Origin of the sequence: Janthinobacterium sp. YR213 (genome assembly GCF_900099875.1) — a bacterium.
Classification (GTDB): Bacteria; Pseudomonadota; Gammaproteobacteria; order Burkholderiales; family Burkholderiaceae_D; genus Janthinobacterium; species Janthinobacterium lividum.
Window position 1 is genome coordinate 683,222 of sequence record NZ_FNDA01000001.1, and the last position, 22,594, is coordinate 705,815.

The 22,594-nt window shown below is 57.2% G+C and carries 19 protein-coding genes and 4 pseudogenes; 10 read left to right on the forward strand and 13 right to left on the reverse strand.

From position 1 onward, the window contains the following. Position 1 precedes the first annotated feature (1 nt). Together BLT98_RS03090 and BLT98_RS29410 are read left to right on the forward strand one after the other, a co-directional pair. Positions 2-1,660: a glycoside hydrolase family 13 protein gene (locus BLT98_RS03090; protein WP_170846269.1), complete on the forward strand. Its 1,659-nt coding sequence runs from the start codon at positions 2-4 to the stop codon at positions 1,658-1,660. Between the two features lie 37 nt (positions 1,661-1,697). After that, positions 1,698-1,856 (forward strand): annotated as a pseudogene (locus BLT98_RS29410) (IS5/IS1182 family transposase); the annotation flags it as partial. A 39-nt stretch (positions 1,857-1,895) separates the two neighbouring features. Here the strand turns inward: BLT98_RS29410 and BLT98_RS28585 are convergent. Both BLT98_RS28585 and BLT98_RS03095 read right to left on the reverse strand, forming a co-directional pair. Next, complete coding sequence (locus BLT98_RS28585; protein WP_170846270.1) at positions 1,896-2,447, reverse strand: hypothetical protein; 552 nt, start codon at positions 2,445-2,447, stop codon at positions 1,896-1,898. 380 nt (positions 2,448-2,827) lie between these two features. Beyond that, entirely contained in the window at positions 2,828-3,829 is a 1,002-nt protein-coding gene (locus tag BLT98_RS03095) for a LysR family transcriptional regulator (protein WP_244517365.1), read from the reverse strand. Here BLT98_RS03095 and BLT98_RS03100 point away from each other — a divergent pair. Further along, complete coding sequence (locus tag BLT98_RS03100) at positions 3,828-4,658, forward strand: NAD(P)H-dependent oxidoreductase (RefSeq protein ID WP_092605166.1); 831 nt, start codon at positions 3,828-3,830, stop codon at positions 4,656-4,658. The genes BLT98_RS03095 and BLT98_RS03100 overlap by 2 nt on opposite strands. Before the next feature lie 407 nt (positions 4,659-5,065). On the opposite strand, the gene BLT98_RS03105 is transcribed toward BLT98_RS03100, so the two are convergent. Then, positions 5,066-5,557 carry a hypothetical protein gene (locus BLT98_RS03105; RefSeq protein WP_211614816.1) on the reverse strand — a complete coding sequence of 164 codons (492 nt, stop codon included), beginning with the start codon at positions 5,555-5,557 and terminating at the stop codon, positions 5,066-5,068. Positions 5,558-6,076: 519 nt separating this feature from the next. Here BLT98_RS03105 and BLT98_RS03110 point away from each other — a divergent pair. Further along, positions 6,077-7,243, forward strand: coding sequence for a tyrosine-type recombinase/integrase (locus BLT98_RS03110; RefSeq protein WP_092605168.1), 1,167 nt, complete (start codon positions 6,077-6,079; stop codon positions 7,241-7,243). Between the two features lie 3 nt (positions 7,244-7,246). Here the strand turns inward: BLT98_RS03110 and BLT98_RS29415 are convergent. The 10 genes and pseudogenes from BLT98_RS29415 to BLT98_RS03160 all read right to left on the reverse strand — a co-directional run. Beyond that, positions 7,247-7,410: pseudogene (locus tag BLT98_RS29415) on the reverse strand (transposase); the annotation flags it as partial. Positions 7,411-7,773: 363 nt separating this feature from the next. Then, positions 7,774-8,889, reverse strand: a complete 1,116-nt coding sequence (locus BLT98_RS03115) for a PIN-like domain-containing protein (protein WP_092605170.1) — start codon at positions 8,887-8,889, stop codon at positions 7,774-7,776. A gap of 2 nt (positions 8,890-8,891) precedes the next feature. Further along, positions 8,892-9,422: a hypothetical protein gene (locus BLT98_RS03120; protein ID WP_092605172.1), complete on the reverse strand. Its 531-nt coding sequence runs from the start codon at positions 9,420-9,422 to the stop codon at positions 8,892-8,894. Beyond that, on the reverse strand, positions 9,419-11,095 hold the full coding sequence (locus tag BLT98_RS03125; protein ID WP_211614826.1) for a DEAD/DEAH box helicase family protein: 1,677 nt from the start codon (positions 11,093-11,095) through the stop codon (positions 9,419-9,421). The genes BLT98_RS03120 and BLT98_RS03125 overlap by 4 nt, the downstream gene beginning before the upstream one ends. Beyond that, complete coding sequence (locus tag BLT98_RS03130; RefSeq protein WP_244517366.1) at positions 11,092-13,440, reverse strand: ATP-binding protein; 2,349 nt, start codon at positions 13,438-13,440, stop codon at positions 11,092-11,094. The genes BLT98_RS03125 and BLT98_RS03130 overlap by 4 nt, the downstream gene beginning before the upstream one ends. After that, positions 13,437-13,907 (reverse strand): very short patch repair endonuclease, encoded by a 471-nt coding sequence (locus BLT98_RS03135; protein WP_092605177.1) that lies wholly within the window; start codon positions 13,905-13,907, stop codon positions 13,437-13,439. The genes BLT98_RS03130 and BLT98_RS03135 overlap by 4 nt, the downstream gene beginning before the upstream one ends. Before the next feature lie 152 nt (positions 13,908-14,059). Next, positions 14,060-14,710 (reverse strand): Eco29kI family restriction endonuclease, encoded by a 651-nt coding sequence (locus BLT98_RS03140; RefSeq protein WP_092605179.1) that lies wholly within the window; start codon positions 14,708-14,710, stop codon positions 14,060-14,062. Further along, complete coding sequence (locus tag BLT98_RS03145; protein WP_092605181.1) at positions 14,707-15,921, reverse strand: DNA cytosine methyltransferase; 1,215 nt, start codon at positions 15,919-15,921, stop codon at positions 14,707-14,709. Before BLT98_RS03145 ends, BLT98_RS03140 begins: the two co-directional genes overlap by 4 nt. A 442-nt stretch (positions 15,922-16,363) precedes the next feature. After that, positions 16,364-16,645 (reverse strand): annotated as a pseudogene (locus BLT98_RS03155) (DUF2274 domain-containing protein). Beyond that, positions 16,636-16,761: pseudogene (locus BLT98_RS03160) on the reverse strand (type IV secretion system protein); the annotation flags it as partial. The pseudogenes BLT98_RS03155 and BLT98_RS03160, both read right to left, overlap by 10 nt. 225 nt (positions 16,762-16,986) lie before the next feature. On the opposite strand from BLT98_RS03160, the gene BLT98_RS03165 reads away from it, so the two are divergent. The 6 genes from BLT98_RS03165 (at position 16,987) to BLT98_RS03190 (ending at position 22,570) form a co-directional block, all read left to right on the forward strand. Next, positions 16,987-17,364 (forward strand): transcriptional regulator, encoded by a 378-nt coding sequence (locus BLT98_RS03165; RefSeq protein ID WP_092605184.1) that lies wholly within the window; start codon positions 16,987-16,989, stop codon positions 17,362-17,364. A gap of 198 nt (positions 17,365-17,562) precedes the next feature. After that, positions 17,563-18,522 (forward strand): P-type conjugative transfer ATPase TrbB, encoded by a 960-nt coding sequence (gene trbB / locus BLT98_RS03170; RefSeq protein WP_092605186.1) that lies wholly within the window; start codon positions 17,563-17,565, stop codon positions 18,520-18,522. Between the two features lie 43 nt (positions 18,523-18,565). After that, positions 18,566-18,961, forward strand: a complete 396-nt coding sequence (gene trbC / locus BLT98_RS03175; RefSeq protein WP_092605189.1) for a conjugal transfer system pilin TrbC — start codon at positions 18,566-18,568, stop codon at positions 18,959-18,961. A 2-nt stretch (positions 18,962-18,963) separates the two neighbouring features. Next, positions 18,964-19,275 carry a conjugal transfer protein TrbD gene (locus BLT98_RS03180; protein ID WP_092605191.1) on the forward strand — a complete coding sequence of 104 codons (312 nt, stop codon included), beginning with the start codon at positions 18,964-18,966 and terminating at the stop codon, positions 19,273-19,275. Continuing rightward, on the forward strand, positions 19,272-21,809 hold the full coding sequence (locus BLT98_RS03185) for a VirB4 family type IV secretion/conjugal transfer ATPase (protein ID WP_092605193.1): 2,538 nt from the start codon (positions 19,272-19,274) through the stop codon (positions 21,807-21,809). Before BLT98_RS03180 ends, BLT98_RS03185 begins: the two co-directional genes overlap by 4 nt. Further along, positions 21,806-22,570, forward strand: coding sequence for a VirB8/TrbF family protein (locus BLT98_RS03190; RefSeq protein ID WP_092605195.1), 765 nt, complete (start codon positions 21,806-21,808; stop codon positions 22,568-22,570). Before BLT98_RS03185 ends, BLT98_RS03190 begins: the two co-directional genes overlap by 4 nt. Positions 22,571-22,594: the final 24 nt, after the last annotated feature.

Here is a 22,594-nt window from a genome sequence, read left to right on the forward strand (position 1 = left end):
CATGTTGGATAAGAAATGGTGGCATAACGCCGTCGTGTATCAGATCTACCCACGTAGTTTTCAAGACAGCAATCACGATGGGGTCGGTGATCTGGCCGGCATCATCAGCAGACTGGACTACCTGCAACATCTGGGAATCAACCTGATCTGGCTGTCGCCAGTGTACCGGTCGCCGATGGACGATAACGGTTATGACATCTCCGACTATCAGGATATCGCCGCTGAATTCGGCACATTGGCCGAGATGGAGCTGTTGATCGCAGAGGCGGCCAAGCGCGACATCCGTATTTTGATGGATCTTGTGGTCAACCACACCTCTGACGAGCATGCTTGGTTCGTCGAGGCGAAGAAATCCAAGGATAGCCCCTACCGTGACTACTACATCTGGCGCAATGCAGGCGCCGACGGCTCCCCGCCCGACCAGCAACGTTCGTATTTTGGCGGGAGTGCATGGGAATACAACGCCGCCAGCGGTGAATATTACTTCCATCTGTTCTCGAAACAACAGCCGGACCTGAACTGGGAAAATCCCCAGGTGCAGGCAGAGGTGCATCGCATGATGAACTGGTGGTTGGACAAGGGCATCGGCGGCTTCCGCATGGATGTGATCGATCTCATCGGCAAACAGGTCGACCAGCAGATTATCGCCAACGGCGCACAACTGCACCCGCTGCTGCAGCAAATGCACCAAGCGACCTTGGCCGCGCGCGATGTATTGTCGGTGGGCGAGACGTGGAGCGCCACCCCGGAGACCGCCAAGCTGTATTCCGACCCGACGCGTCAGGAGCTGTCGATGGTCTTCCAGTTTGAGCACATCACAATGACCCACGATACCAAGGAAGGGAAATGGAAGCCGCGGCCGTTCGATCTGATCGAATTCAAGCAGATCATCAGCAAGTGGCAGACTGAGCTGGCCGATGCCGGCTGGAACTCGCTGTTCTGGAATAACCACGACCTGCCGCGCGCCGTATCCAAATATGGCGACCCAGGCCGTTACCGGGTCGAGTCGGCCAAGATGCTGGCCACCGCACTACATTTTCTCAAGGGTACGCCCTATGTCTATCAAGGCGAGGAAATAGGCATGACCAATGTACGTTTCGATTCCATCCACGACTATCGCGACATCGAATCGATCAACCTCTACCACGAACGCACGGCCGCCGGCGTGTCGCCGGAGACGATGATGGCCGGCATCCACGCCAGCGGGCGGGACAATGCACGCACCCCAATGCAGTGGAACAGCACACACAACGCCGGCTTCAGTACTGGCACGCCATGGCTAAAGCTGAATCCAAACTACCCCGAGATCAACGTCGCGGCCGCACTGGAACAACCCGATTCGGTCTTCTTCCACTACCAGAAGCTGATCGAACTGCGCAAGCACTGGGACGTCATGGTTTACGGAAAATACCTGCCTTTGCTGGAGCAGCACCCGCAGGTATTCGCCTATCGGCGCAGCCTGGGTAGCCAGCAGTTGGTTGTCGTCAACAATTTCTCCGGCGAACACGTCGAACTGGATCTGCCAGCAATGCTGCACGGCATAGTCGGGCAAGGCTTGATCAGCAACTATGCCCAGCGTGACAGCTGGACCGACCACCTCAGCCTGCAGCCATACGAATCGTTTGCTATCGCGTACGAGTGTGAGGCGGGGCGCGGGTAAAGCGTTGTTGTGCAATCACGTCGAGTCGCGCGAACGCCTGGAAAAATGGTGATGGATGGTTAAGCGCACGCTGGGCTGGCTGCACCGCTTCCGCCGATTACGCATCCGCTACGAACGCCGTGCCAATATCCACCAGGCGCTTCTCTCGCTTGCCTGCATACTCATCTGCTGGAGATACATTCAGCGTTTTTGTTAAGCGTTCTTAGACATATGAATCGAAATTTTTATCGTTCATTCAGTCGCTATAATTGCAACTAGTTGGCCAAAATTTCTTGGCCGTTCGCTCATGACAGGCAGCAATTTTTTCCTGTTTTGTAAATCCAAATTCAACGTTATTGACAAATTTTTCGTCATCAGATAAGTTTGCATGAATATTTTTCTTGGGCCAAGAGGCATATGGCCGCATATCACTGTCTCCAAATCCAGTCTTCTCAGGTTTGCCATATTTACTTATGTAGCGCTGCAGTGGAATTGGGGAATCTGGTACCCAGCGTATCCAACTGATAGCGAGAGCATTGTCCGTGTCTTGCTCAGCAAGGATCTTCCAAGTTTTCGACCTGGGATTGTCGTTGGCGGGCGATACGTTGGTAGCCTCTTCGGCCTCTGCCTCTGTTTGGAGCTTTTTAAATGTGGGACGAGAGTCGCTGAACGCCATATAGTGAATTGCCACCAGTCGCTTAGACTCTTCTAATCCATAGTTCTTGAAGATGAAGAACCGATGGATTGTGTTAGGAGCCTGGGTGTCCTCTGAAGCACCTGGTGTGCGATCTAGTAGCTGGCTGCTCAAACGACGAGATCGGGGCTGGCCTGTCTATCGCCCCTACCCTGCACAGCCTCCTCCCGCGCGCTAGCAAAAGCCGGCCGTCCCTAGCCATAACTGCCGGCGAAGGATGGCATAGCTGACGGGTGCAACAGCAGAGCGCCTGCTTTCGCGCGCGATAGCGGCACAGTTGGGTAAGATAAACTAGCCCGTCATCTGCTTCGTGCGCTCGGTCACGCTCTGATGGTGGACTGGTCATCGTGAGCCTCCCAGCCCGCCCAATTGCGAAAAGCAGTATTTTGAGCGTCTGAAGAGCGTCTGGCAAACTCGTAGTGATTCAAATATCGTGTGAACTGCGATCCACGCGAGAGCGAAAAATCATCTGAAAAACTATAACCCTTTTTAGGTTACAGTTTGCCTACCAGATCAATGACAGCTTCGCGTACCCAGCGTTGTCCGCTGTGGTCATGGTTGCGCTCATGCCACAGCATGCTCACGGCGAAGCCCTGCACAGGGAAAGGACATCCGACCACCTTGAGCACTTCGCCGCAATTACGCACCAGCCGTTCCGGCACCAGGGCGACAAAGTCAGAGTGCGCGACAATTTCAGGTACGAGCAGGAACGACGCCGCTGAAAGCACAACATTACGCTTATAGCCTAGCGCTGCGAGTCCTTCGTCCACAGGCGTCGTGAAGTCGCCTCCACGCAGCGAGACGATAACGTGGTCCAGTCGTGCGAACTGTTCAACAGAAAGTCCTCGTCGCAGTCCGGGATGCCTATGTCTGCCGATAAGCACATAGTGCTCGTCAAACAGATGCCGGCTGCGTAAACTGACCGGAGCATGCTCGGGTGTCATCAGCGCCAGGTCCACTTCGCCGCTAGCCATCTGCGCTTCCAACTGTAGCGGATCAAGATGGCGCAAAGCAAATCGCACACCGGGACCACGCTTTCGTAGCGCAACTACCAATGGCTGGATCACCGTCTTCTGCAGGTAGTCAGTACAGGCGATGGTCACGGTAAGTCGAGCCTTTATCGGATCGAAGTGGCGGTGTCCAGTCAATGTGGCGCGCACCTGATCTAACGCGTGGCGAAGCGGATCAAGCAGTTCGAGAGCCTTGGCAGTTGGCAGCATGCCACGTTGCACTGGTATCAGTAAAGGGTCATCGAACAGTTCGCGCAGGCGGCTCAATTGTGCGCTAACTGCTGGCTGGCTAAGGTACAGGCGCTCAGCCGCGCGGGTCACGTTTTGTTCCACCAAAAGGGTTTCCAGTGTGACCAGGAGATTGAGGTCCAAACGCTTTTTGCTATCCATGAAATGAATAGTAGCAGAAAATTTTTTTGATTTCACAGATACCTTGAGGCAATGCAAACTGCCTCCACTCTCAATACTCTGTGAAAGCCACGCCATGCAGCCAACCAATAGAAAAATTCTTATCGTCCATGCTCATCCCGAACAGACATCGGTAACGTGTCAACTTGCCGAGATAGCTGCCGAGGTACTGAAGGCTCAAGGCCACGAGGTAATGCAATCGGACCTATACGCCATGGGATGGAAGGCAGTGTTTGACAGCCAGGACTTTCCCAAACGAGTTAACCAGAAGCGCCTGTCTTTCATTGACGAATCTGGATACGCCTTTTCCAACGGTTGCCAGACTCCCGACGTCGAAGAAGAGCAGCGAAAGATCCTGGCGGCGGATGCGGTGATCCTGCTGTTCCCACTATGGTGGTTCAGCATGCCCGCAATCATGAAGGGGTGGATAGATCGCGTGTGGGCCTTTGGTTTGGCCTACGGCTACAAAGGGGCTGGCAATGCCTATCGCTACGGTGAGGGTGGCTTTGCCGGAAAGCGCGCACTGCTGGCGGTATCAGTTGGTGGACCGGCGGACGACTATTCTTCCCGTGGCATCAATGGGCCGTTGGAGCAGCTGCTCTTTCCCATCACACACGGCACTTTGTTCTTTCCCGGTATGCAGGTGCTACCCACATTCGCGGTATATGAGACTGCTCGAATCGATGGCAACGGCATTGCTGAAGCAACTATGGCCTGGCGCATCCGAGTGAAGCGACTGTTCGAGGACGTACCGATTGCTTTCCGTCAACAGAGCAGTGGCGACTACCCAGACCAGCACGTGTTGGCCGACTACATCGCCCCAACTCAGACTGGTTTGGCGGCTCACATCGCCGCGCCTGAGGAACTCAGCGCCCCTGTCCCAACCTCCTTCGGAGGGCTAAAGTAAAGACGATTGTCGTCCTCACGCATAGTACGGACGCTTCTGGCGACGCACTGGACAACCTTCCCGCGCCGAATGCCAATGACTGCTGTCACAAATGGTGTTCAGCAATCAAGCAACGGCCTGACGACCGGTTAAACTAAGCCACCTGCCGTGTGGTTTGCCGGCACACAAGACCGCAGGGGTAATTGCCTGATTCAACGACGAGATTAGGTCTGGCCAGTCGCCCCCCTCCCCTGCAGAGAATTCTGCCCGGCACGAACAAAAGCTGGTTAAGCTTCGACGGTTTCAGGCTCTGTCGCGAGGTTTGATTGCTGCGGCTCAGCGCTGCGATGGCTTGAGTTGGAGCGCGCCATCCGTTCCTTGAGTTGGATATCGGATAGCTTGGCAAACCCAAGTTACTCGCTGTAACGTTATCCTTTAATGCCGAAGTCGGCGGTTTTGATCTTTGCCATTCGCCCGTCAGGATGGTGCCAAACAACGCCCTCAATGCGCCTTGTTGCCAGATAAACGCGGATTCCCTCGAAGGTACGCGGGCAATCTTCGAGTATGTCGCGCCCATGAGGCGCAAGAATGTGTTCGGTTAAGTTTTCAGGATTAGGGCCATGCCGTGTGCCAATCTTCGGGCCGCATACCTCATAGGTACCATCGGGAACCGGCAGGTTGTGAAATAGGTTTTTGCTACCCCATGCAATTCCCTCCATGATTCTGGCAGAATCAGGGCCGATAGCCGGTACCCACCCCGGCCAATGTCCGCTGACAGGGTCGGATTCGGGCTGAGCTGGAACAAATTCAGGAGGTGGTGTGCGCCCAGCTTTGGCATCGTAACGTTTAAATACCTTACCCGATTCTACCAGGACGGCCATCCCGTCCCATTTGCGCGTAGCTACGCCATGCCCTTCCATTACCCATTCCGATCCTGGCACTGCCTCGTTGCGAACGCAGCGGTCGCCGTCATAGTTGCGCTGAAAAACTGAAGATCAGAATAGCGTAATGTACGAGGCCGTTGCTGAGAAAGCAAATGAGAAAAATGTCAGGCGCGACCTACGCCAGCGTGATGTGAAAACGGCCGCAGAAAGCGGCCGTATCGTTGAGGCTAGGCGGTGGAATAAAAATCCCATTGCCCCAAGTTTGCCCCAAGTTCGTATTTTGGCAGGATGAAAAATCCTAACTCATTGAATACAAACGAAAAATTTGGTGGGAAGTGCAAGTTTCGAACTTGCGACCCCTGCAGTGTGAATGTCGAATTAGCGGACATTACTGGACATCAGCGGACCACCCTTTCATAGGGAAAAGCTTGATTTTCGTCCGGCGAGATCCGTCAAAATGCGCTATAGTTTTTCATACTTTTTTCATACTCCTGCCAGCGGCATGGAGCATCTTTCCCTATCCTTTTCCCGTGTAGGCATTCGCAGGATAGTAGCATGGGCGACAGAATCGATACCGTCACTGCACGCGGCAAGTTAAATGCCCGACGCGATCCATATTGGCAACGGATCTGCCAGGGATTGTTCGTCGGCTTTCGCAAGATGACGAGCGGCACAACTGGCACTTGGATGATCCGGTACCGTTCAGAAAACCGCAAACAACTGCAACAATCATTAGGTTCGCTTGAGCAATTTCCGGCATTCGAACGTTTTGACAGGGCTGTCGATGCAGCTAAAAAATGGATTACTCACCTTCATCAAGGGGGATCAACTGAGAGTAGCACAGTGATGGACGCCTGCAATGCGTACACAACAAAAATTAGAGAACTGAAGGGTAGTAAGGCCGCCGACGATCTTGACGCACGCTACCGTCGCTGGGTGGCCAATGACCCGGTTCACAGGATTGAACTAACAAAGCTCACGCGGGAACATATCCACTCCTTTCGAAAACGCATGGTAGCCGCCCCAGTTAAGGTCGGCAAGTCGGCAATCACCCGCGCACGATCCAGAGATACCGTCAATCGAGACATAGCGGCCATACGCGCAGCACTCAATCAAGCACTTTCTGATGGGAAGGTGACCAGCGACTTCGCCTGGCGCATCCCGCTGGCGGCCTTCAAGAACGTCACCAAACGGCGTGAACTTTATCTAGACCGCAATCAACGAAAAGAATTGATTCGCGTGGCACCGCTAGACCTGGCGCAGTTCATCAAAGGCTTGTCAATGCTGCCACTAAGACCAGGCGCACTTGCCGCCCTGCTCGTTGCTGATTTCGACACCAAATTCGAAATATTGAAAATCGGCATAGACAAGAGCGGGGCAGCCAGGAAATTCAAAATTCCGCCAGAAATTTCCCAATTTCTGACGGAATGTGTGCAGGATCGACCGAGCACCGCCCCGCTCCTTGCACGCGCGGACGGAAGCGCATGGAATAAAGACTCATGGAAACATCCACTCAAAGCCGCAGCCAAAGACGCGGGACTACCATCAAACACCGTCGCCTACACCCTCCGCCACGCGGCAATCACCGACTTGGTTCACGGCGGCCTAGATCTGCTGACCGTCGCACAGATTAGCGGCACCTCGGTAGCAATGATCGAAAAATACTATGGCCATCTGCGAGGAGACGTTGCCGCCAGCGCATTGGCAAAACTCGTGCTTTAGCGCCTAACAAAACCTCTGAATATATCGCCAGCAGATGGATATGCAACCCAGAGACAAGAATTGCCTGGTGAATATCGGTACGACGTTCCAAGCGAATACGCAGCCGACGGAAACGGTGGAACCAGCCGAGCGCGTGTTCGACCACCCAGCGTCACTTTCCAACTGCTTACGCGGCTCGATGCCGTAGCAGGCAAGCGTGGTGCAATGCCTCTAATGCGTAACCAGGCTGTATGGGCGCGCGCCCAATATACATTAACTGGTTCATGCTCAGTTTATTGTCGGCAATCAAGCGTCTCCACGCTGAATCCGAATGTAGCTCTTAGCAAGCTCCTGAAACTTTCCAGGCGCCGGCTTGAGCCGCAAAATGGCTTCCTTGATAGAGTCTTCGGTCGGCATACCGGACATCGTAAATCCATCTCCTTGTTAGATTGCGCTTGATTCTGACCCTAGATTGGACTGGCCCCCCCGAACCCCAAGCGGCCCACCTCACGCAAACGGTCTTGGTGACGATCATGCCCCTCCTCACCAGCCTATGCAACCAGGCTTCCATCCAAGGTCGAAGAACCTGTGTCTAGCGTGGGTTTGTGAGCTTCCAATTCTAAGGCGAGCTCGCCAAGGCGCGCTCTGAGCGCAGTTCGATCGACAGTCGCTACCGGCATTGCCGTCCCCGGTGCGCCCGACAAGGCGGCAACAATTTGATCACGCTCGTCTTCGAGTTTACGAACTTTCACCTGTGTCTCAATCGCTTCCACCGCCTCGTTTTGCTTTCTACGAGCTCGAACGTCGTCTTGCAGACTTTTCTCTACTTGGTCGACTCCCGCCTTGATCTCCGGAAAACGTTCCGCCGCGAACCGCAGGAACTGGCCGAACTCATAAATGTGAAAGTCTTGATCCGAGCCTGCTTGAAATTCCTCGATCAGCTCAGGGCGGGGACCAAGCTTCCGACCTCGGTGAATCCACCACCAGTCCTCCTTCGCGTCATCTGAAATAAAAATGATTGGCCGCTTTTCCGCCTTAGCCTTACCAATCATATCCTTCCAAATTATTAGATCACCGTACTTATCGAATTCGCCGACATCCTTTTTTACATCCTTGTATCCAGGCGGGATCTTCTTCGCATAGCGATCATCACCCTCCTTCTTAAGAGCAGCGAGTTGCTCAGATCGCCATTTTTCGCCGATTCGACCGTCCAAGAGCTGTGTGAGCCGAGTGACCGCAGCCGCGATGTCCTCGGTCGGATGTGCGGCCCGTAAAGTTGCCATCCTGGCGCGAAAATCTGCGGAGAACATATCCAAGGCGGCTAGTTCCTTGGGCACGCTTATCGTGGGATGAGCGCGAAGCTGTTTTAGCCGCTCGCGCGCCTTCTCGATCGTTGCTTCCTGATCTTTGACCAAGACATCGTATGCATCCTGCGCGCCTAGCTCCACATCTAAGCGATTCCGGTGAAACTCCAACCCAACCTGATATGGAATCCACAAAGATTCTTTTAGCGCATCGAACAGCCGCAAAAGTTCTTCGCGAATGGCCGCGGGATGACGGAGACAGTGCAACAAAACATTCGCATCTGGGACGAAAATGGCGTTCTCCCACAATGCTGAAGCCTCGACCATCGACTTTGGATACCAGCCCGGATATCTATCTCTCATCGTTACTCCAACCAGACCAGTTTCTCAATACCAAGTCTCTGCGCAGCCTCTCTAACAAGGTTGCGAGACCGTTCTGTTTCAGTCTTCCCGCTCTCAAGCAAGACGACACCGAATGAGGTAAATGAACTTTGCGCACGACCGCGCTCGAAGACTGCCATCAAGACAGACTTCCAATCGCGACTTCTACCCCAGCCGATGACCCGACCATCCTCGGCCCTACGCCCATGTGGCTTGATATAAACATGAGCGACACGATCGGCATCGGTCAGCCCAAGTAAGCGCCAGACTTCGCCCTCGTTTAATGAAAGCCGCTCCCTGAGATAGGGCTTTACCAGGGAATCCTTGATATAGACGCGCACCTTTCGGGCATCCATCACATGGGCAAGTTGACCGCCAATTGAGGCATCCCGAGTCCAAAGCTCATAATAGCGCGCTCGTTCGACGTCCTGGAGCGACATCCAACCAAGGTCATCGCACTGCTGCCAGAGCTTGTCCCTTAGGTTGTCACGTAGGGCCGTAGAAATCGAAGTCATTGAATTCCACCCCAAATATGAGGCGCGGGGAAATCGAAGGCAGGCAACTCTAGTGTTGGATCGCCCTCACGTGTGAACAGATCGGCCTGGTCTTTCATCCAATCCAGCATGAATGAACCAGCTCCCTCGTCACGAAACTGTATGACTCCTGGAAGACGCAGCCGCTCGACGTCCCCTCGAACAGCCTTCTCAAGCTCAACAACCTCCGCTAAGCGCCGCAGGTCGCTAACAAAATCGAGAACGACGACTTTCTTTTTTTTCGGACTAATACGCAGACCACGCCCTAATTGCTGTACAAAAATCCGCCGGCTGTGAGTAACGCGCATGAAGACGATCATGTCAACGTCAGGTACATCGACCCCTTCATTGAACAAATCACGAGTTGTGACAACGTCGAGCGAGCCCTTTCGAAAGGCCGCCATTGTCCGATCACGTTCCCGAGATGTCATGTCACCGGTGATTGGCTCAGCGCGAAGGCCGAACAGCCTCAGCATAGCCGCAAAGCTGGTGGCGTGGGTCACGGAGGAACAGAATATAATCGCCGAGTGCCGGAACTCCTTGTCAAAGGCATCACGAATCGCGCGCGCCGCCTCCTCATCACGAGTTGGAAGCAGCAAAAGCTTGTTGAGTTGCGTGATCGAATAGCTGTTGCGCGAGTGCGATCGCACGAAAGACCAATCGATGTTGTCGGCGAGCAGCCGGTAATCCGCCTCGCAGAGAAATCCTCGCCTCAGGCCTTCAGCAATACCAATCCGCACGACAGGCGGACCCAGCAAGTGATCGATATCATAGCCGTCGCCCCGCCACGGTGTCGCTGTGACGCCCCCGATCATTGCCTCCGCCATTTTATCCGTCACACGGCGGAAGGTGTCGGAGCCAACATGGTGCGCCTCGTCGATCATCACGACCCCGAAGTCTGGTAACTCATCGAGGTGAGATACAGCGCTTTGAACGGTCGCGAACGTGATCCCATCCCAATCGCTCGGAAACTCGCCACCAATCAAGCGGTGCGTCGGAACCCATTTTGGAAGCTGCCCCCAAAATGCCGTCTGCAATTGATCGACCAATTCCCTCGTACCTGCGAGCACCAATGCCCGCCCCCCGGGGATCGCCTCATCGCGGAAGAGCTGTGCGATGCTCTCCGCCAAGACGACTGTCTTCCCAAGTCCGGTTGCCAGAACGACCTGTCCGCGCCCCGTTTCGCGTAGAGATCCTACAAACCGATCGACAGCCTCGATCTGATAATCACGAAGATCGCGCCTGCTGGGGGGATATTCCGGACTGCGTCTTGCCATCTCCAGTAAAGTCGTCGGCTCAAGAATACCGATCTCGATACCTAACGCGGCCCAACGGCGAACCGACGCCTGCATCGCAGGTCCGGCGCGACGACTTGTGGCGACGTATAGTCGATCCGCCTGATAGTAACGCGCCGCTTCGCCGACCTGATCCACAGCCGTCGGCGACGGATATCCGCCGGTTGTGAATTTGCACTGAATTACCCACAACTCTGAGTTCTTGACTCCGAGGACATCGGCGCCAGCGTCGCCCGAACCGCCAATGAGCCTGACATCATCAAAGCCGTTGCATACCAACAGCCGGGCAACATCCCGCTCAAAGGCTTGCCATGGCCCCCGTAGCAAGCGCTGTGTGTTGAGGAAGGACTCTGCTATCACTCCGCCACATCCGGTCTGAGAAGCCGGAGCGAACAAGTCGCTCGGATCACTGTGTCGCGTGAGGCCCGCGCCAGATCCGCTGGTGTTTGATCAGCGAGCCAAATGGCATCAACCAGGTACGCATCATAACGCGCGATGGTTGCCGCCTTCGCATCGTTCGTTACCTCAGCGGGACCGAAGTCAAGGCCAACGTATGCATCCTCCCAGTACTTTCCATCAAAAAATATCTCGGGATGGCGCATGAATAATCGACGGACTGTGCCTCCGTCTGCGTAGTCCCAATACCGGCCATCCACAATCAAGGCTCGTGGATCAGCGACGCCGCGGCCGGCCATCCTGCGAGCGATGCCCTCTTTTTCGCGGTCGGACAGCTCGGCATACAAAGCCTCGGCAGATTGACCGTCTATAAGACCAGCCACAGAACGGCAGATATCGCTCAGAATACTGCCGGCGAGAGCGATGATTTCCTGTTCGTCAAGGCGAGTGTCGCCACAATACTCAGCACGAAAATCAGCGAGGACGCTTGCTGGCGTCGCATCTTGGCTATGCCCGCGAAGAAACTCGATCGTGCGATAGGTCAGATCGACCAGCAAAGCGTCGAGGGGAGTCATTGTCGAAGATCGAAAAACATCATGTGCTGTATCGACGAGATACGAATACGTACGTGTGGCGACGTTGTCCAGGCGAACCGCCCACGGCTGCCCCGCCGGCAATTGTGGATCAGTTCGATCGACAGAGAATGCCTCCACGTCAAACTCTGCGCGGTAGGTTGGATGAATGTATTTGCGGGTGAGTTCGAATATCGGCCGCCGCACGAAAACAGGCGTGGGCGCTGCCGGAGATCCTTCAAGAGGTTGTCCACCGCTCGGCAGGATGCCGCCATCGCCGCCGCTTGGACCTTCGGGACGGGAATCGTCCTCAAGAAAGCCTGGAGGAATCGCCGCACCGTCGCCGGAGCTAGACGTGTCGCCGAGAATTTTTGCATCCTGCTCCTCAACGAGCTGCCACCAACGTTCGTCCGTCAGATAGTCTGCGTCGGCGTTAGCAAATAAGCCAGCCATCTGTAGGGCGCGATCATTGTCCTGAACGACCATGATCCGAGACCACAGACCATTCTTGCCTTGAGGGCTAGTGCGGCGGAAGGCCTGGAAAAGCTTGTACAACGGACTCTGATTACCATCGAAACCCTTCTGGCGTGCGGTGTTGGGCCGCATTGGCCCCTCACCTCGGACAACCCGAACCATCTCATTCCACGCTGGATCATCGCGCTCAAAGCGATTTTTAGTATAGCTTACTTGGCAATGGTCAAGATGAATCTCGCCTATAAAGCGACCTCGGCTTCGCGGATCATCGATTGGATACTCGACATCTTGAGTTTCCCCATCGTTCCAGACGAAAAGGTCCTTACTCCCAATCTCAATTTTTCGACCGTTTCTGATGAAGTCGATACCGAAATCTGTTTTGTCCAAATATCGTTGGATGCCGACCCAGCCTTTGACCCTTCGTGGGGTCTCCACGATGGCGCAGTGCGCACTTCCGGTCGGGCATTGCTCTTGGTCGCTCGTCAACGTACGCATGCAGTGTCCGCAATATCGCCGAGGGGCGAGAGCGACATCAAATTGCTCCACCGCACTTACGGCGGTGCCATCAGGAAGCTCGATCGACCGGCTCGCATCCCATACGCAGGGTCTGAGCGGCATGACCCTCGCGCCGCCCAGCATCAATCGGATCGCGCCCGTTTCCGAATTGGACAAAAGCGCCGAGTACGTCTTGGCTAAATGTTTCTTAATAGTCGTGCGGTTGTTCGCTCGTGCCAAATAGGCGCGCTGCTCCGGCTTAAGACGTGTGACGACGATTTCCGTGCCCTGATCCTCATGATTAACTTTGGCTCGGGTCTGCCTCGGCACCTTGTAGTTCCCGGAGGATCGAAGCTCATCCAGATCGATGCGAACGCCAATCTGCTCTGGATCACCTCGCCGACTTGTCCAGACCTCCGTCACGATACCGAGCCGGGCAGTGGCTATATTGAAGCCCATGCCAAACAGTCCGAGCTTTGATAGCGAATCGTTACCCGACCAACCCGCTCGAAGAGCGTTCTCCAAAGTCTCTAAGGACATGCCAGGACCGTTGTCCTTCACAGATACTCGCGCGTTTTCGGTGTCGACGGTTGGTATGCTGACCGCGATCTCCGGTTGAACAATCTGCGCACCAGCCCTCGAAGCATCAATGAAGCCGTCGATAGAGTTGTCGATCAGCTCGGCCAAACAACGCCACTGCTCAAGATTGATTTCGCCGAGCATTTGCAGTACCCGAGGCGTGGGTGTGATATCCAATTCCTGTGTCATTGCACCACCTTTTCCCCGGCTCTGGACCGAATTTTATTCCTCGCTGTGCCTGACGGGTTTGACGCCAGAACTACCGCGATTAGTTGTTGTAAGTAATCAGAATTGATCTCGCACTCCCACACCTCAATGACGGTCCAACCTTCTGCTTCCAGCGTCGAGCGGTTTTTTCCATCCCGCAACCTGTTGCCCTCAAGTTTCGGGCGCCAGAAATCGAGTTTCGACTTAGGCATCCGAGCGAGCCTGCAATTGGGATCCGGATGCAGGTGCCAAAAGCATCCATGGACAAATAGAACTATCCTGCGACTTCGAAAGACGATGTCAGGCCTTCCGGCCAAATCCTTCGCGTGCAAACGATATCGCAATCCGGCCGCGTGAAGCGCTCTACGAACACTCATTTCCAGCTTCGTGTCGCGGCTCTTAATGCGGGCCATCTGCGCGCTTCGAACACTTTCGTCCTCATGTGTCATCCAATAACCATCCCATCAAGCAAGCGTAAGTGTTTTAACCTCCTCACTGACTTGAATTTATCCCTTGTCTCGATGGCGACCACCTCAGCCCTCAGAAGCCAACAGGCACATGCTTTAGATCCCAGCTCACAACGCCACAACGCGCCTTCGTACTATTCGCCTTGGGCCTCAATGAATTGCCCCGACAGACAAGCGGGAAGAACTCTTAGGTAAGTTTCCGCATCCTGCGCGATCTGATCCGCACTTTCCGGACGTTCCGCCAAGTTCATCGCCCAGCCACGTCCTGGATGCAACACATCCCAACGCGGCCGCATACCCGCATGCCGCCCCTTGCCGGGATTGTGATTACCGAAGCCGTCAATCAGCGAGTTCCAAATTGGCGTGAACCTGGCGATGATAAGTGACTCCCCAAGTGGGATCCAAATATCATCCACCACCAAAAAGCGGCAGTGAAAATCATTGATATCCAGATTCTCGGCCGCCTTGATGCTCTCTGCGTGCTCTTTGAGGCGCTGATGCAATACTTTTCCCGCAGTCAATCCCAAACTGCCCCCCATTCGCGCGCCGGCGGGAACCGCTTTGCCAACATAAATAGGAAGCATGAACTTACTGTCGCTATTTAGACGGGAAATTTGCTGATACGCTTGAAAGTCCCCTGTGTAATAGATAGCATAGATCCCTGCCCCGTCGAACACCGGCAGACTACCAAGCAGGTGCGTCTCCTTGGTCAACAGGGCCTCGGCTACGCTGGCACCAAGATTCTTTTTATCCAATGGATTAAATGGAATAACTTTACCCGTCACGCGCGCTTCCTTTTAATACTGTGTTCGATTTTGGCGAGCCGGGCCAATTCAGCCAATGCCAATTGCTCCGCGACGCTGGTCGCCACACGCTGCGCCAAAACCACTGGCACAGCATTTCCAAGTTGGCGCATGGTCTCGGTCCAGCTTCCATGAAAACGGAAACCATCTGGAAAGGTTTGGATGCGAGCGCTCTCACGGATGGTGAAGTAGCGAACGCTTCCATCCTTCCGCACCAACATGTTCTCCCCACCGGGAACGCCGTGGTCACCCGCCTTCAATGTTTTAGCCGGCAGATCCAAGGGACTTCCGGTATGTCCCGGATAGACACGTGCACCTGGCTGAAATACATGATTAGGAAAACGCGAGGCTCCACTGGCCTCAGGGTCTGGCAGACCTTGGATCGCGTCGCGTACCGTACGCCATGGGAGCGTCCTCGGTGGCTCCTCGACTCGAGCCAACCTAGCCACCCGTGTCGCCACCCTAGCTGGCATCTTCGGCTGCTCAACGCCGTGTCGCTTCCAATACGTTCCAGTAACCCACTGATCGTAAAGCAGCGCATCATGACTATGTGTCGGTGTGGGAAAAGACCACTCGATACCGAGATCATCGCGAAATCCAATGATAAACACGCGCTCACGCTTTTGCGGCACCCCATAATCGGCCGCGTTCACCAGCGTCGGGATCACGTTGTACGTCAGTCCCCTACCCTTGCGTTTACCTGAAGTCTTTTCTATCTGCAGGCGTGCCAAGTGATTGGCCCACTCTTCATCTTGACGCGGCGGCAATTCGGGAAACTCAAGCTGCAGTTGGATGTAGTAGAAATAGTTCGCGAAGGTCGAGCGCGTCAGGCCCTTAACGTTCTCCACGATGAAAGCTTTTGGCCTCAGACGTCGAATGACCTCGACCGTCGCTGGAAACATGTCACGATTGTCCTGATCCGCTTTATGCTTGCCGCCAATTGAAAACGGCTGACATGGAGGCCCTCCTGCTAACAGTTCGATATCCTGTGGGATCGAAGACCAGTCGAACGCCCGCACGTCCCCCTCATGCAGATTCCAACCCGCCAGAAGTGGATAACCACGTCTCTGGTTTTCTCTGACAGTGTCGCAGGCCCATTTATCCCACTCCACAACCGCTAAATGTTCAAAACCGGCGATCTCGCATCCCATGGCCAGCCCGCCGGCGCCAGCGAAAAGCTCAACCGATCTCATTGAATAACTCCATCTATACAATACTTAATTTTTATCCAGAAGTTTAACACTTGCCCCATGCCTTAGCCCCTCAACCCGGAAGAGGTGAAACGCTTACTTGAATACGACGTTTCAAAACATTCACCCCGAATAGTTGGCGCCTCAACCAATATCAGTTCCATCCCTACTGCCGAAAGAACCGCCATCAACTTGCGACTCCCGAATTCTGATGTATGGCCCCGTTCGAACCGAGACAATGACGCAGCGGTAACCCCACTCTGCGCGGCAACATCCAGCTGTTTTAAACCCAGTGCACGGCGTCTGGCAGCCACTTCAGAACCAATCTCTTGTAGTGTCCGCATACAACACCTTTTACTAGTAGAATATAAGACGCCATTATTGACGTATACATCAAGATTTACAAGCAAAGATTACGGCTCGGGCTTAGGAACTGAACGTGAACTCAATGGCTGTTCGGTGAGGCACGAAGGCTTGTGGTCGCACTAGCTTTCCTTGGCCTCCAACGACAACAATTCAGCCCCCTCGTCCGTCGCCCCTTAAATCCTCGATCCCTCGTCATGAGCGCCTCCAGCATGTACTGCAGAAGCCTCGCGGCATCGACCGTCTCACCATAGGCCTGCGCGTGCAGCACGGGCTAGCGGCTGAGATCGTCCTTGATGCCGGCCGGACAAGTGAAGAGCAACTTGACACTCTCGTCTTCCGGCAGTGGCTCCAGATGCCGGATGACACGACGTTTCCGAGCACCTTTTCAGCGAGGAACGTGGTCTTATTCCAAAGCGCGAACGGCACCAGCAATAAGCCGGCGAGCGTGGCCAGCTTGAACTCGATCAGCGTGACGAAGTGCGCCTAAGCGTCAAAGCCACTTGCCTGGTCCTCGGCATCAGCAAAACCTGCTCCCGCTATGAAGCTAAACTGAACGCCGAAAACGAGGTCATGTCCTCTTGATCCGACGCTTGCAAGGAAGCGCCTGAAATATGACGAGTTGGATGCACTTACGCAAGTGCTTTAGAATATATAGACTGGTTTAAGTTAGAATAAGAGCATTGGTCTAAAGCGAATTCCACCTTGTACAACCAAATCTTCTTCACCAACGTCCTGCGCGTGCTCGACGAACTGGGCATCTCCAAGAACGAATTGTCCGACCGTGCGGGCATGTCGGTGTCGTTCCTGTCCGACCTCACCAACGGCAAGGCCAACCCCTCGCTCAAGATCATGGAGTCGATCGCCAAGGCCCTCGACGTCGCGCTTCCTGCCCTGCTGGAAATTACCGACCTGGACCAGGAATCGCTGGACATGCTCGCCGGCGGCAAGGCGCCGAGCAGCCTGCCTCCCGGCTATGTGCGCATGGCAGCCGTGCTCACGGAATACCAGGCATTCCAGGTGCGCCAGTGGAATGATGCGAACCGCAAGCATATCGCTAGCGCCAAACCGGAAGACGGCTGACGCCAGTTAGCGCCCAAGGCGCAAAATGCGCCGGAAATCCATATCCTGCGTGAAATAGTCAAGCAATACGCGCACTAAACACCGAACTCATCAAGAAATTTGCCGATAGGGTTTGCGCTAGGTCTAATTCAGCCGATTTTTTACGATATATCCTTTGCATATGCGGCATGGCATAAATGCAACAAGGGTATACCGATCATGGCTGAAACCGACGACTTTTCCACGCTGAAGGACCGAGCCCGGCGCAAGCTGGAACGCGACATGGGTCCCCTTCTGATGGCCGCGCTGAACGATCCGCGCACGGTGGAAGTCATGCTCAATGCCGATGGCAGGCTGTGGCAGGAGCGGCTCGGCGAACGGATGCAGTGCATCGGCACCCTGCGCGCGGCGCAGGCCGAGGCCATCGTCAAGACCGTAGCGGGCTACCATGGCAAGGAAGTCACGCGCGGCAAGCCCCTGCTGGAAGGCGAACTGCCGCTCGATGGCTCCCGCTTCGCCGGCCAGCTGCCGCCCGTCGTCCCCTCGCCCACCTTTGCCATCCGCAAGAAGGCCGTGGCAATCTACACGCTGGACGAGTATGCCGCTGCCGGCACCATGACAGCACACCACCGCAGCATCCTGCGGCAGGCGGTGGCCGGCCACCGCAACATCCTCGTTACGGGCGGCACCGGCTCTGGCAAGACCACACTGGTCAACGCCATCATCAACGAAATGGTGGCCTGCGATCCCTGCGAACGCGTCTTCATCATCGAAGACACGGGAGAAATCCAGTGCGCCGCCGAGAACTTCATGCAGTACCACACCTCCTTCGACGTCTCCATGACAGCCCTGCTGAAAGCCGCGCTGCGCATGCGCCCTGACCGCATCCTGGTCGGCGAGGTACGCGGCCCCGAGGCACTGGACCTGCTCGACGCTTGGAATACGGGCCACGAGGGCGGCGCCGCCACCCTGCACGCGAACAATCCGGCGGCAGGCCTGGTGCGCCTCAAGTCCCTCATTACCCGCAACGCATCGGCCCCGGCCGACATTGAGCCACTCATCGGCGAGGTGGTCCACATGGTCGTGCATATCGCCCGTACCCCCGCTGGCCGCCGCGTCCAGGAAATCCTCGAGGTTTCCGGCTACGCGGAAGGCCGCTATCTTACCCACCTACTCTGAGGAGTTCCCGATGCCTACATTCCCGCCTGGCCCGCCGGGCCACATGCACGCCAAGGCGCAGTTCTGGCTGTGCGCTGCCGTCATTATCTTGCTGTTCCTGTCCTTGCCGCACCAGGCCCACGCCGCCGCAGGCACAGGTGGCTCGCTGCCCTATGAGAGCTGGCTGGAAAACCTGCGCAATTCCGTCACCGGCCCAGTGGCGTTCGCGCTGTCCATCATCGGCATCGTCATCGCCGGCGGCGTGCTCATTTTCGGCGGCGACCTGAATGGCTTCTTCCGTACCCTGATCTTCATCGTGCTGGTGATGGCGCTGCTGGTGGGTGCGCAAAACGTGATGAGCACCTTCTTCGGGCGCGGCGCAGAAATCGCGGCGGCAGGCGAGGCGCTGTGCGGCGGCATCCGCCATGCCATTCTTTGCACCGGCACGCGGATGGCATAGCCATGGCCCTGCGCGCCATCCCCATCCGCCGGGCAGGCAACCGGCATAACCTGTTCATGGGTGGAGACCGGGAACTCGTCATGTTTTCCGGCCTCCTGGCCTTCGCGCTCATTTTCAGCGCGCAGGAGCTGCGGGCATCGGTGGTGGGGCTGCTGCTGTGGACGGGCGCCCTCTTCGCCTGCCGGCTGATGGCGGCACACGATCCGCGGCTGCGCCAGGTGTATCTGCGTCACCGCCGCTACCGGCGCTACTATGCCGCGCGCAGCACTCCCTTCCGCGTCAATACGGGCAGCCAGGGGAGGCAGTACAAATGATCGAGACGATTTCCATCGCCATGGCGGCGTGCGGCTGCCTGATGCTGTCCATCCTGTACGCGCGCATCCGCGCGGCAGGCGCCGGCATGCGGCTGAAAAAGCACCGCTCGCGCGATGCAGGGCTGGCAGACCTGCTGAACTATGCCGCCATGGTCGACGATGGCATCATCGTCGGCAAGAACGGCGCCTTCATGGCGGCCTGGATCTACCGGGGCGGGGACAACGCCAGCAGCACGGAAGAACAGCGCGAACTGGTCTCCTTCCGCATCAACCAGGCCCTGTCTGGACTGGGCAGCGGCTGGATGATCCACGTCGACGCGGTGCGGCGGCCCGCGCCCGGCTATGCGCCTGCGGGCCTGTCCCACTTCCCGGACCCGGTTTCCGCCGCCATCGACGAGGAGCGCCGCCGCCTGTTCGAAGGCATGGGGACCATGTATGAAGGCTACTTCGTGCTAAGCGCCACCTATCTGCCGCCGCTGCTGGCACAGAGCAGGTTCGTCGAGCTGATGTTCGACGATGAGGCGGCAGCGCCCGGCCACAGGGCGCGCACGCAGGGCCTGATCGATTTCTTCAGGCGCGAATGCACCAGCATCGAATCGCGCCTGTCGTCGGCCGTGGCGCTGGAGCGCCTGCGCGGCACGCAGGTCGTTGGCGAGGATGGCGGCAGCACTACCCATGACGCGCTGCTGCGCTGGCTGCAGTTCTGCGTCACGGGCCTTAACCATCCGGTCATCCTGCCCCGCAATCCCATGTACCTGGATGCCGTCATCGGTGGCCAGGAACTGTTCGGTGGCGTGGTTCCCCGAATCGGCCGCAAGTTCATCCAGGCGGTCGCCATCGAGGGCTTCCCGCTGGAGTCCACGCCCGGCATCCTCACCGCGCTGGGCGAGCTGGCATGCGAGTACCGCTGGTCCTCGCGCTTCATCTTCATGGATGCCCACGAAGCAGTCCGGCACCTGGAAAAGTTCCGCAAGAAGTGGCGGCAGAAGATACGCGGCTTCTTCGACCAGGTATTCAACACCAGCACCGGCCCCGTGGACCAGGATGCGCTGTCGATGGTAGCCGATGCGGAGGCGGCCATCGCAGAGGTCAACAGCGGCCTGGTGGCGCAGGGCTACTACACCAGCGTGGTAATCCTGATGGACGAGGACCGGGACAAGCTCGACGCAGCCGCGCGCCAGGTCGAGAAAGCCATCAACCGCACCGGCTTCGCGGCGAGGGTGGAATCTGTCAATACCATGGACGCCTACCTGGGCAGCCTGCCCGGGCACGGCGTGGAAAACGTGCGGCGCCCGCTGATCAACACCATGAACCTGGCCGACCTGCTCCCCACGAGCACCATCTGGACAGGACTGGACAAGGCGCCCTGTCCCCTGTATCCGCCGCTGGCGCCCGCCCTGATGCACTGCGTGACGCACGGCGACACGCCATTCCGCCTGAACCTGCATGTGCGCGACTTGGGCCACGCGCTGATGTTCGGTCCCACGCGCAGCGGGAAATCGGCGCACCTAGGCCTGATCGCCACGCAGCTGCGCCGCTACCAGGGCATGTCGGTGTATGTGTTCGACAAGGGCATGGCCATGTATCCGCTGGCCAGGGCCATGGGCGGCAGCCATTACACGGTGGCGGGCGACGGCGACAGCCTCGCCTTCTGCCCGCTGCAATTCCTCGCCACGCGCAGCGACCGCGCCTGGGCCATGGAATGGATCGACACCATCCTGGCCCTGAACAATGTCGACACCACGCCCGCACAGCGCAACGAAATCGGCAACGCCATCATGAGCATGCATGCCAGCGGCGCGAAGACCGTATCCGAATTCGCGCTGACGATCCAGGATGAAGCCGTGCGCCAGGCCATACGCCCCTACACGGTCGACGGCAGCATGGGGCACCTGCTCGACGCCGAGGAAGATGGCCTGTTGCTATCCGACTTCACCGTCTTCGAAATCGAGGAACTGATGGGCATGGGCGAAAAATATGCGCTCCCCACCCTGCTGTACCTGTTCCGCCGCATCGAGCGCAGCCTGCGGGGCCAGCCCGCCGCCATCATCCTCGACGAGGCATGGCTCGCTCTGGGCCACCCGGCGTTCCGCTCCCGCATCCGGGTCTGGCTAAAGGTGCTGGCCAAGGCCAACTGCCTGGTGCTGATGGCCACGCAAAGCCTGTCCGACGCGGCCAGCTCGGGCATCCTCGACGTCATGGTGGAATCGACGGCCACCAAGATTTTCCTGCCCAACGTGTATGCGCGCGACGAGGACACGGCGGCGTTGTACCGCCGCATGGGCCTGAACGCGCGCCAGATCGACATCCTCGCCACGGCCATCCCGAAGCGCCAGTACTACTATGTCTCTGAGCACGGACGCCGCCTGTACGACCTGGCGCTCGGGCCGCTGGCCATGGCCTTCGTCGGCGCCACGGACAAGGAGTCGGTGGCGGCCGTCAAGGCTCTGGAGGCCAGGCACGGCGCTGCGTGGACCGGCGCTTGGCTGGCCAGCCGGGGCCTGAACCTGGACGACTATGGAGGCGCAGCATGAACCTTGCCCGCATATTCAGATCGCTGCGCACAGCCGGAAGCCGCAAGGCACCCGCACAGGACGGATTCCTTGACGGCGGCCGGCGCAGCGGCGAAAGCGACAATCCCTACCTTTCCGCGCGCCGCACCTGGAACGACCACGCGGCCCAGGCCGCGTCCTCGCGCCAGGCCTGGCAGCTGCTGGCCGTGCTGTCACTGCTGGTCGCCCTCGCTGCCGTCGGCGGCATGGTCCATGTCGCCAGCCAGTCCCGTTTCGTGCCCTATGTGGTCGAGGTCGACAAGCTGGGCCAGCCCGTGGCAGTGGCCCCGGCGCAGCAGGCAGCGGCAGCCGACCAGCGCGTGGTGCGCGCCGCCGTCGCCTCTTTCGTGGGCGACGCGCGCCTGGTCACGCCGGACATCGCGCTGCAGCGCAAGGCCGTCTACCGCCTGTATTCGATGCTGGCGGCCAATGACCCGGCCACGGCCAAGGCAAACGAATGGCTGAACGGTACCGATGAAAGCAGCCCGCTCAAGCGGGCCGCCAGGGAAACCGTCAGCACCGAGATCATTTCCGCCCTGCCGCAAACGGCCGATACCTGGCAGGTGGACTGGACGGAAACGGTGCGCGACCGCCAGGGCGTATTGAAGGCGCCGCCATTCCGCATGCGCGCGCTGCTCACCGTGTACGCCGTGGCCGCCACGCCCCAGACCACGGAAGAACAGCTGCGCAACAACCCGCTGGGCATCTATGTCCGCGATTTTTCTTGGGCAAAACAGCTCTGAGGAGGCCAGCCATGCAACCCATCC

Bases quoted from the DNA above. Each gene is read 5' to 3' on its own strand.
- BLT98_RS03090 (WP_170846269.1), top strand. From the start codon at position 2: ATGTTGGATAAGAAATGGTGGCATAACGCCGTCGTGTATCAGATCTAC.
- trbC (WP_092605189.1), top strand. From the start codon at position 18,566: ATGCACGCCAAGGCGCAGTTCTGGCTGTGCGCTGCCGTCATTATCTTG.
- BLT98_RS03100 (WP_092605166.1), top strand. From the start codon at position 3,828: ATGCAGCCAACCAATAGAAAAATTCTTATCGTCCATGCTCATCCCGAA.
- BLT98_RS03135 (WP_092605177.1), bottom strand. From the start codon at position 13,907: ATGACACATGAGGACGAAAGTGTTCGAAGCGCGCAGATGGCCCGCATT.
- BLT98_RS03115 (WP_092605170.1), bottom strand. From the start codon at position 8,889: ATGAGAGATAGATATCCGGGCTGGTATCCAAAGTCGATGGTCGAGGCT.
- BLT98_RS03180 (WP_092605191.1), top strand. From the start codon at position 18,964: ATGGCCCTGCGCGCCATCCCCATCCGCCGGGCAGGCAACCGGCATAAC.
- BLT98_RS03130 (WP_244517366.1), bottom strand. From the start codon at position 13,440: ATGACACAGGAATTGGATATCACACCCACGCCTCGGGTACTGCAAATG.
- BLT98_RS03120 (WP_092605172.1), bottom strand. From the start codon at position 9,422: ATGACTTCGATTTCTACGGCCCTACGTGACAACCTAAGGGACAAGCTC.
- BLT98_RS03185 (WP_092605193.1), top strand. From the start codon at position 19,272: ATGATCGAGACGATTTCCATCGCCATGGCGGCGTGCGGCTGCCTGATG.
- BLT98_RS03145 (WP_092605181.1), bottom strand. From the start codon at position 15,921: ATGAGATCGGTTGAGCTTTTCGCTGGCGCCGGCGGGCTGGCCATGGGA.
- BLT98_RS03190 (WP_092605195.1), top strand. From the start codon at position 21,806: ATGAACCTTGCCCGCATATTCAGATCGCTGCGCACAGCCGGAAGCCGC.
- BLT98_RS03105 (WP_211614816.1), bottom strand. From the start codon at position 5,557: ATGGAAGGGCATGGCGTAGCTACGCGCAAATGGGACGGGATGGCCGTC.
- BLT98_RS03110 (WP_092605168.1), top strand. From the start codon at position 6,077: ATGGGCGACAGAATCGATACCGTCACTGCACGCGGCAAGTTAAATGCC.
- BLT98_RS03095 (WP_244517365.1), bottom strand. From the start codon at position 3,829: ATGGCGTGGCTTTCACAGAGTATTGAGAGTGGAGGCAGTTTGCATTGC.
- trbB (WP_092605186.1), top strand. From the start codon at position 17,563: ATGGCTGAAACCGACGACTTTTCCACGCTGAAGGACCGAGCCCGGCGC.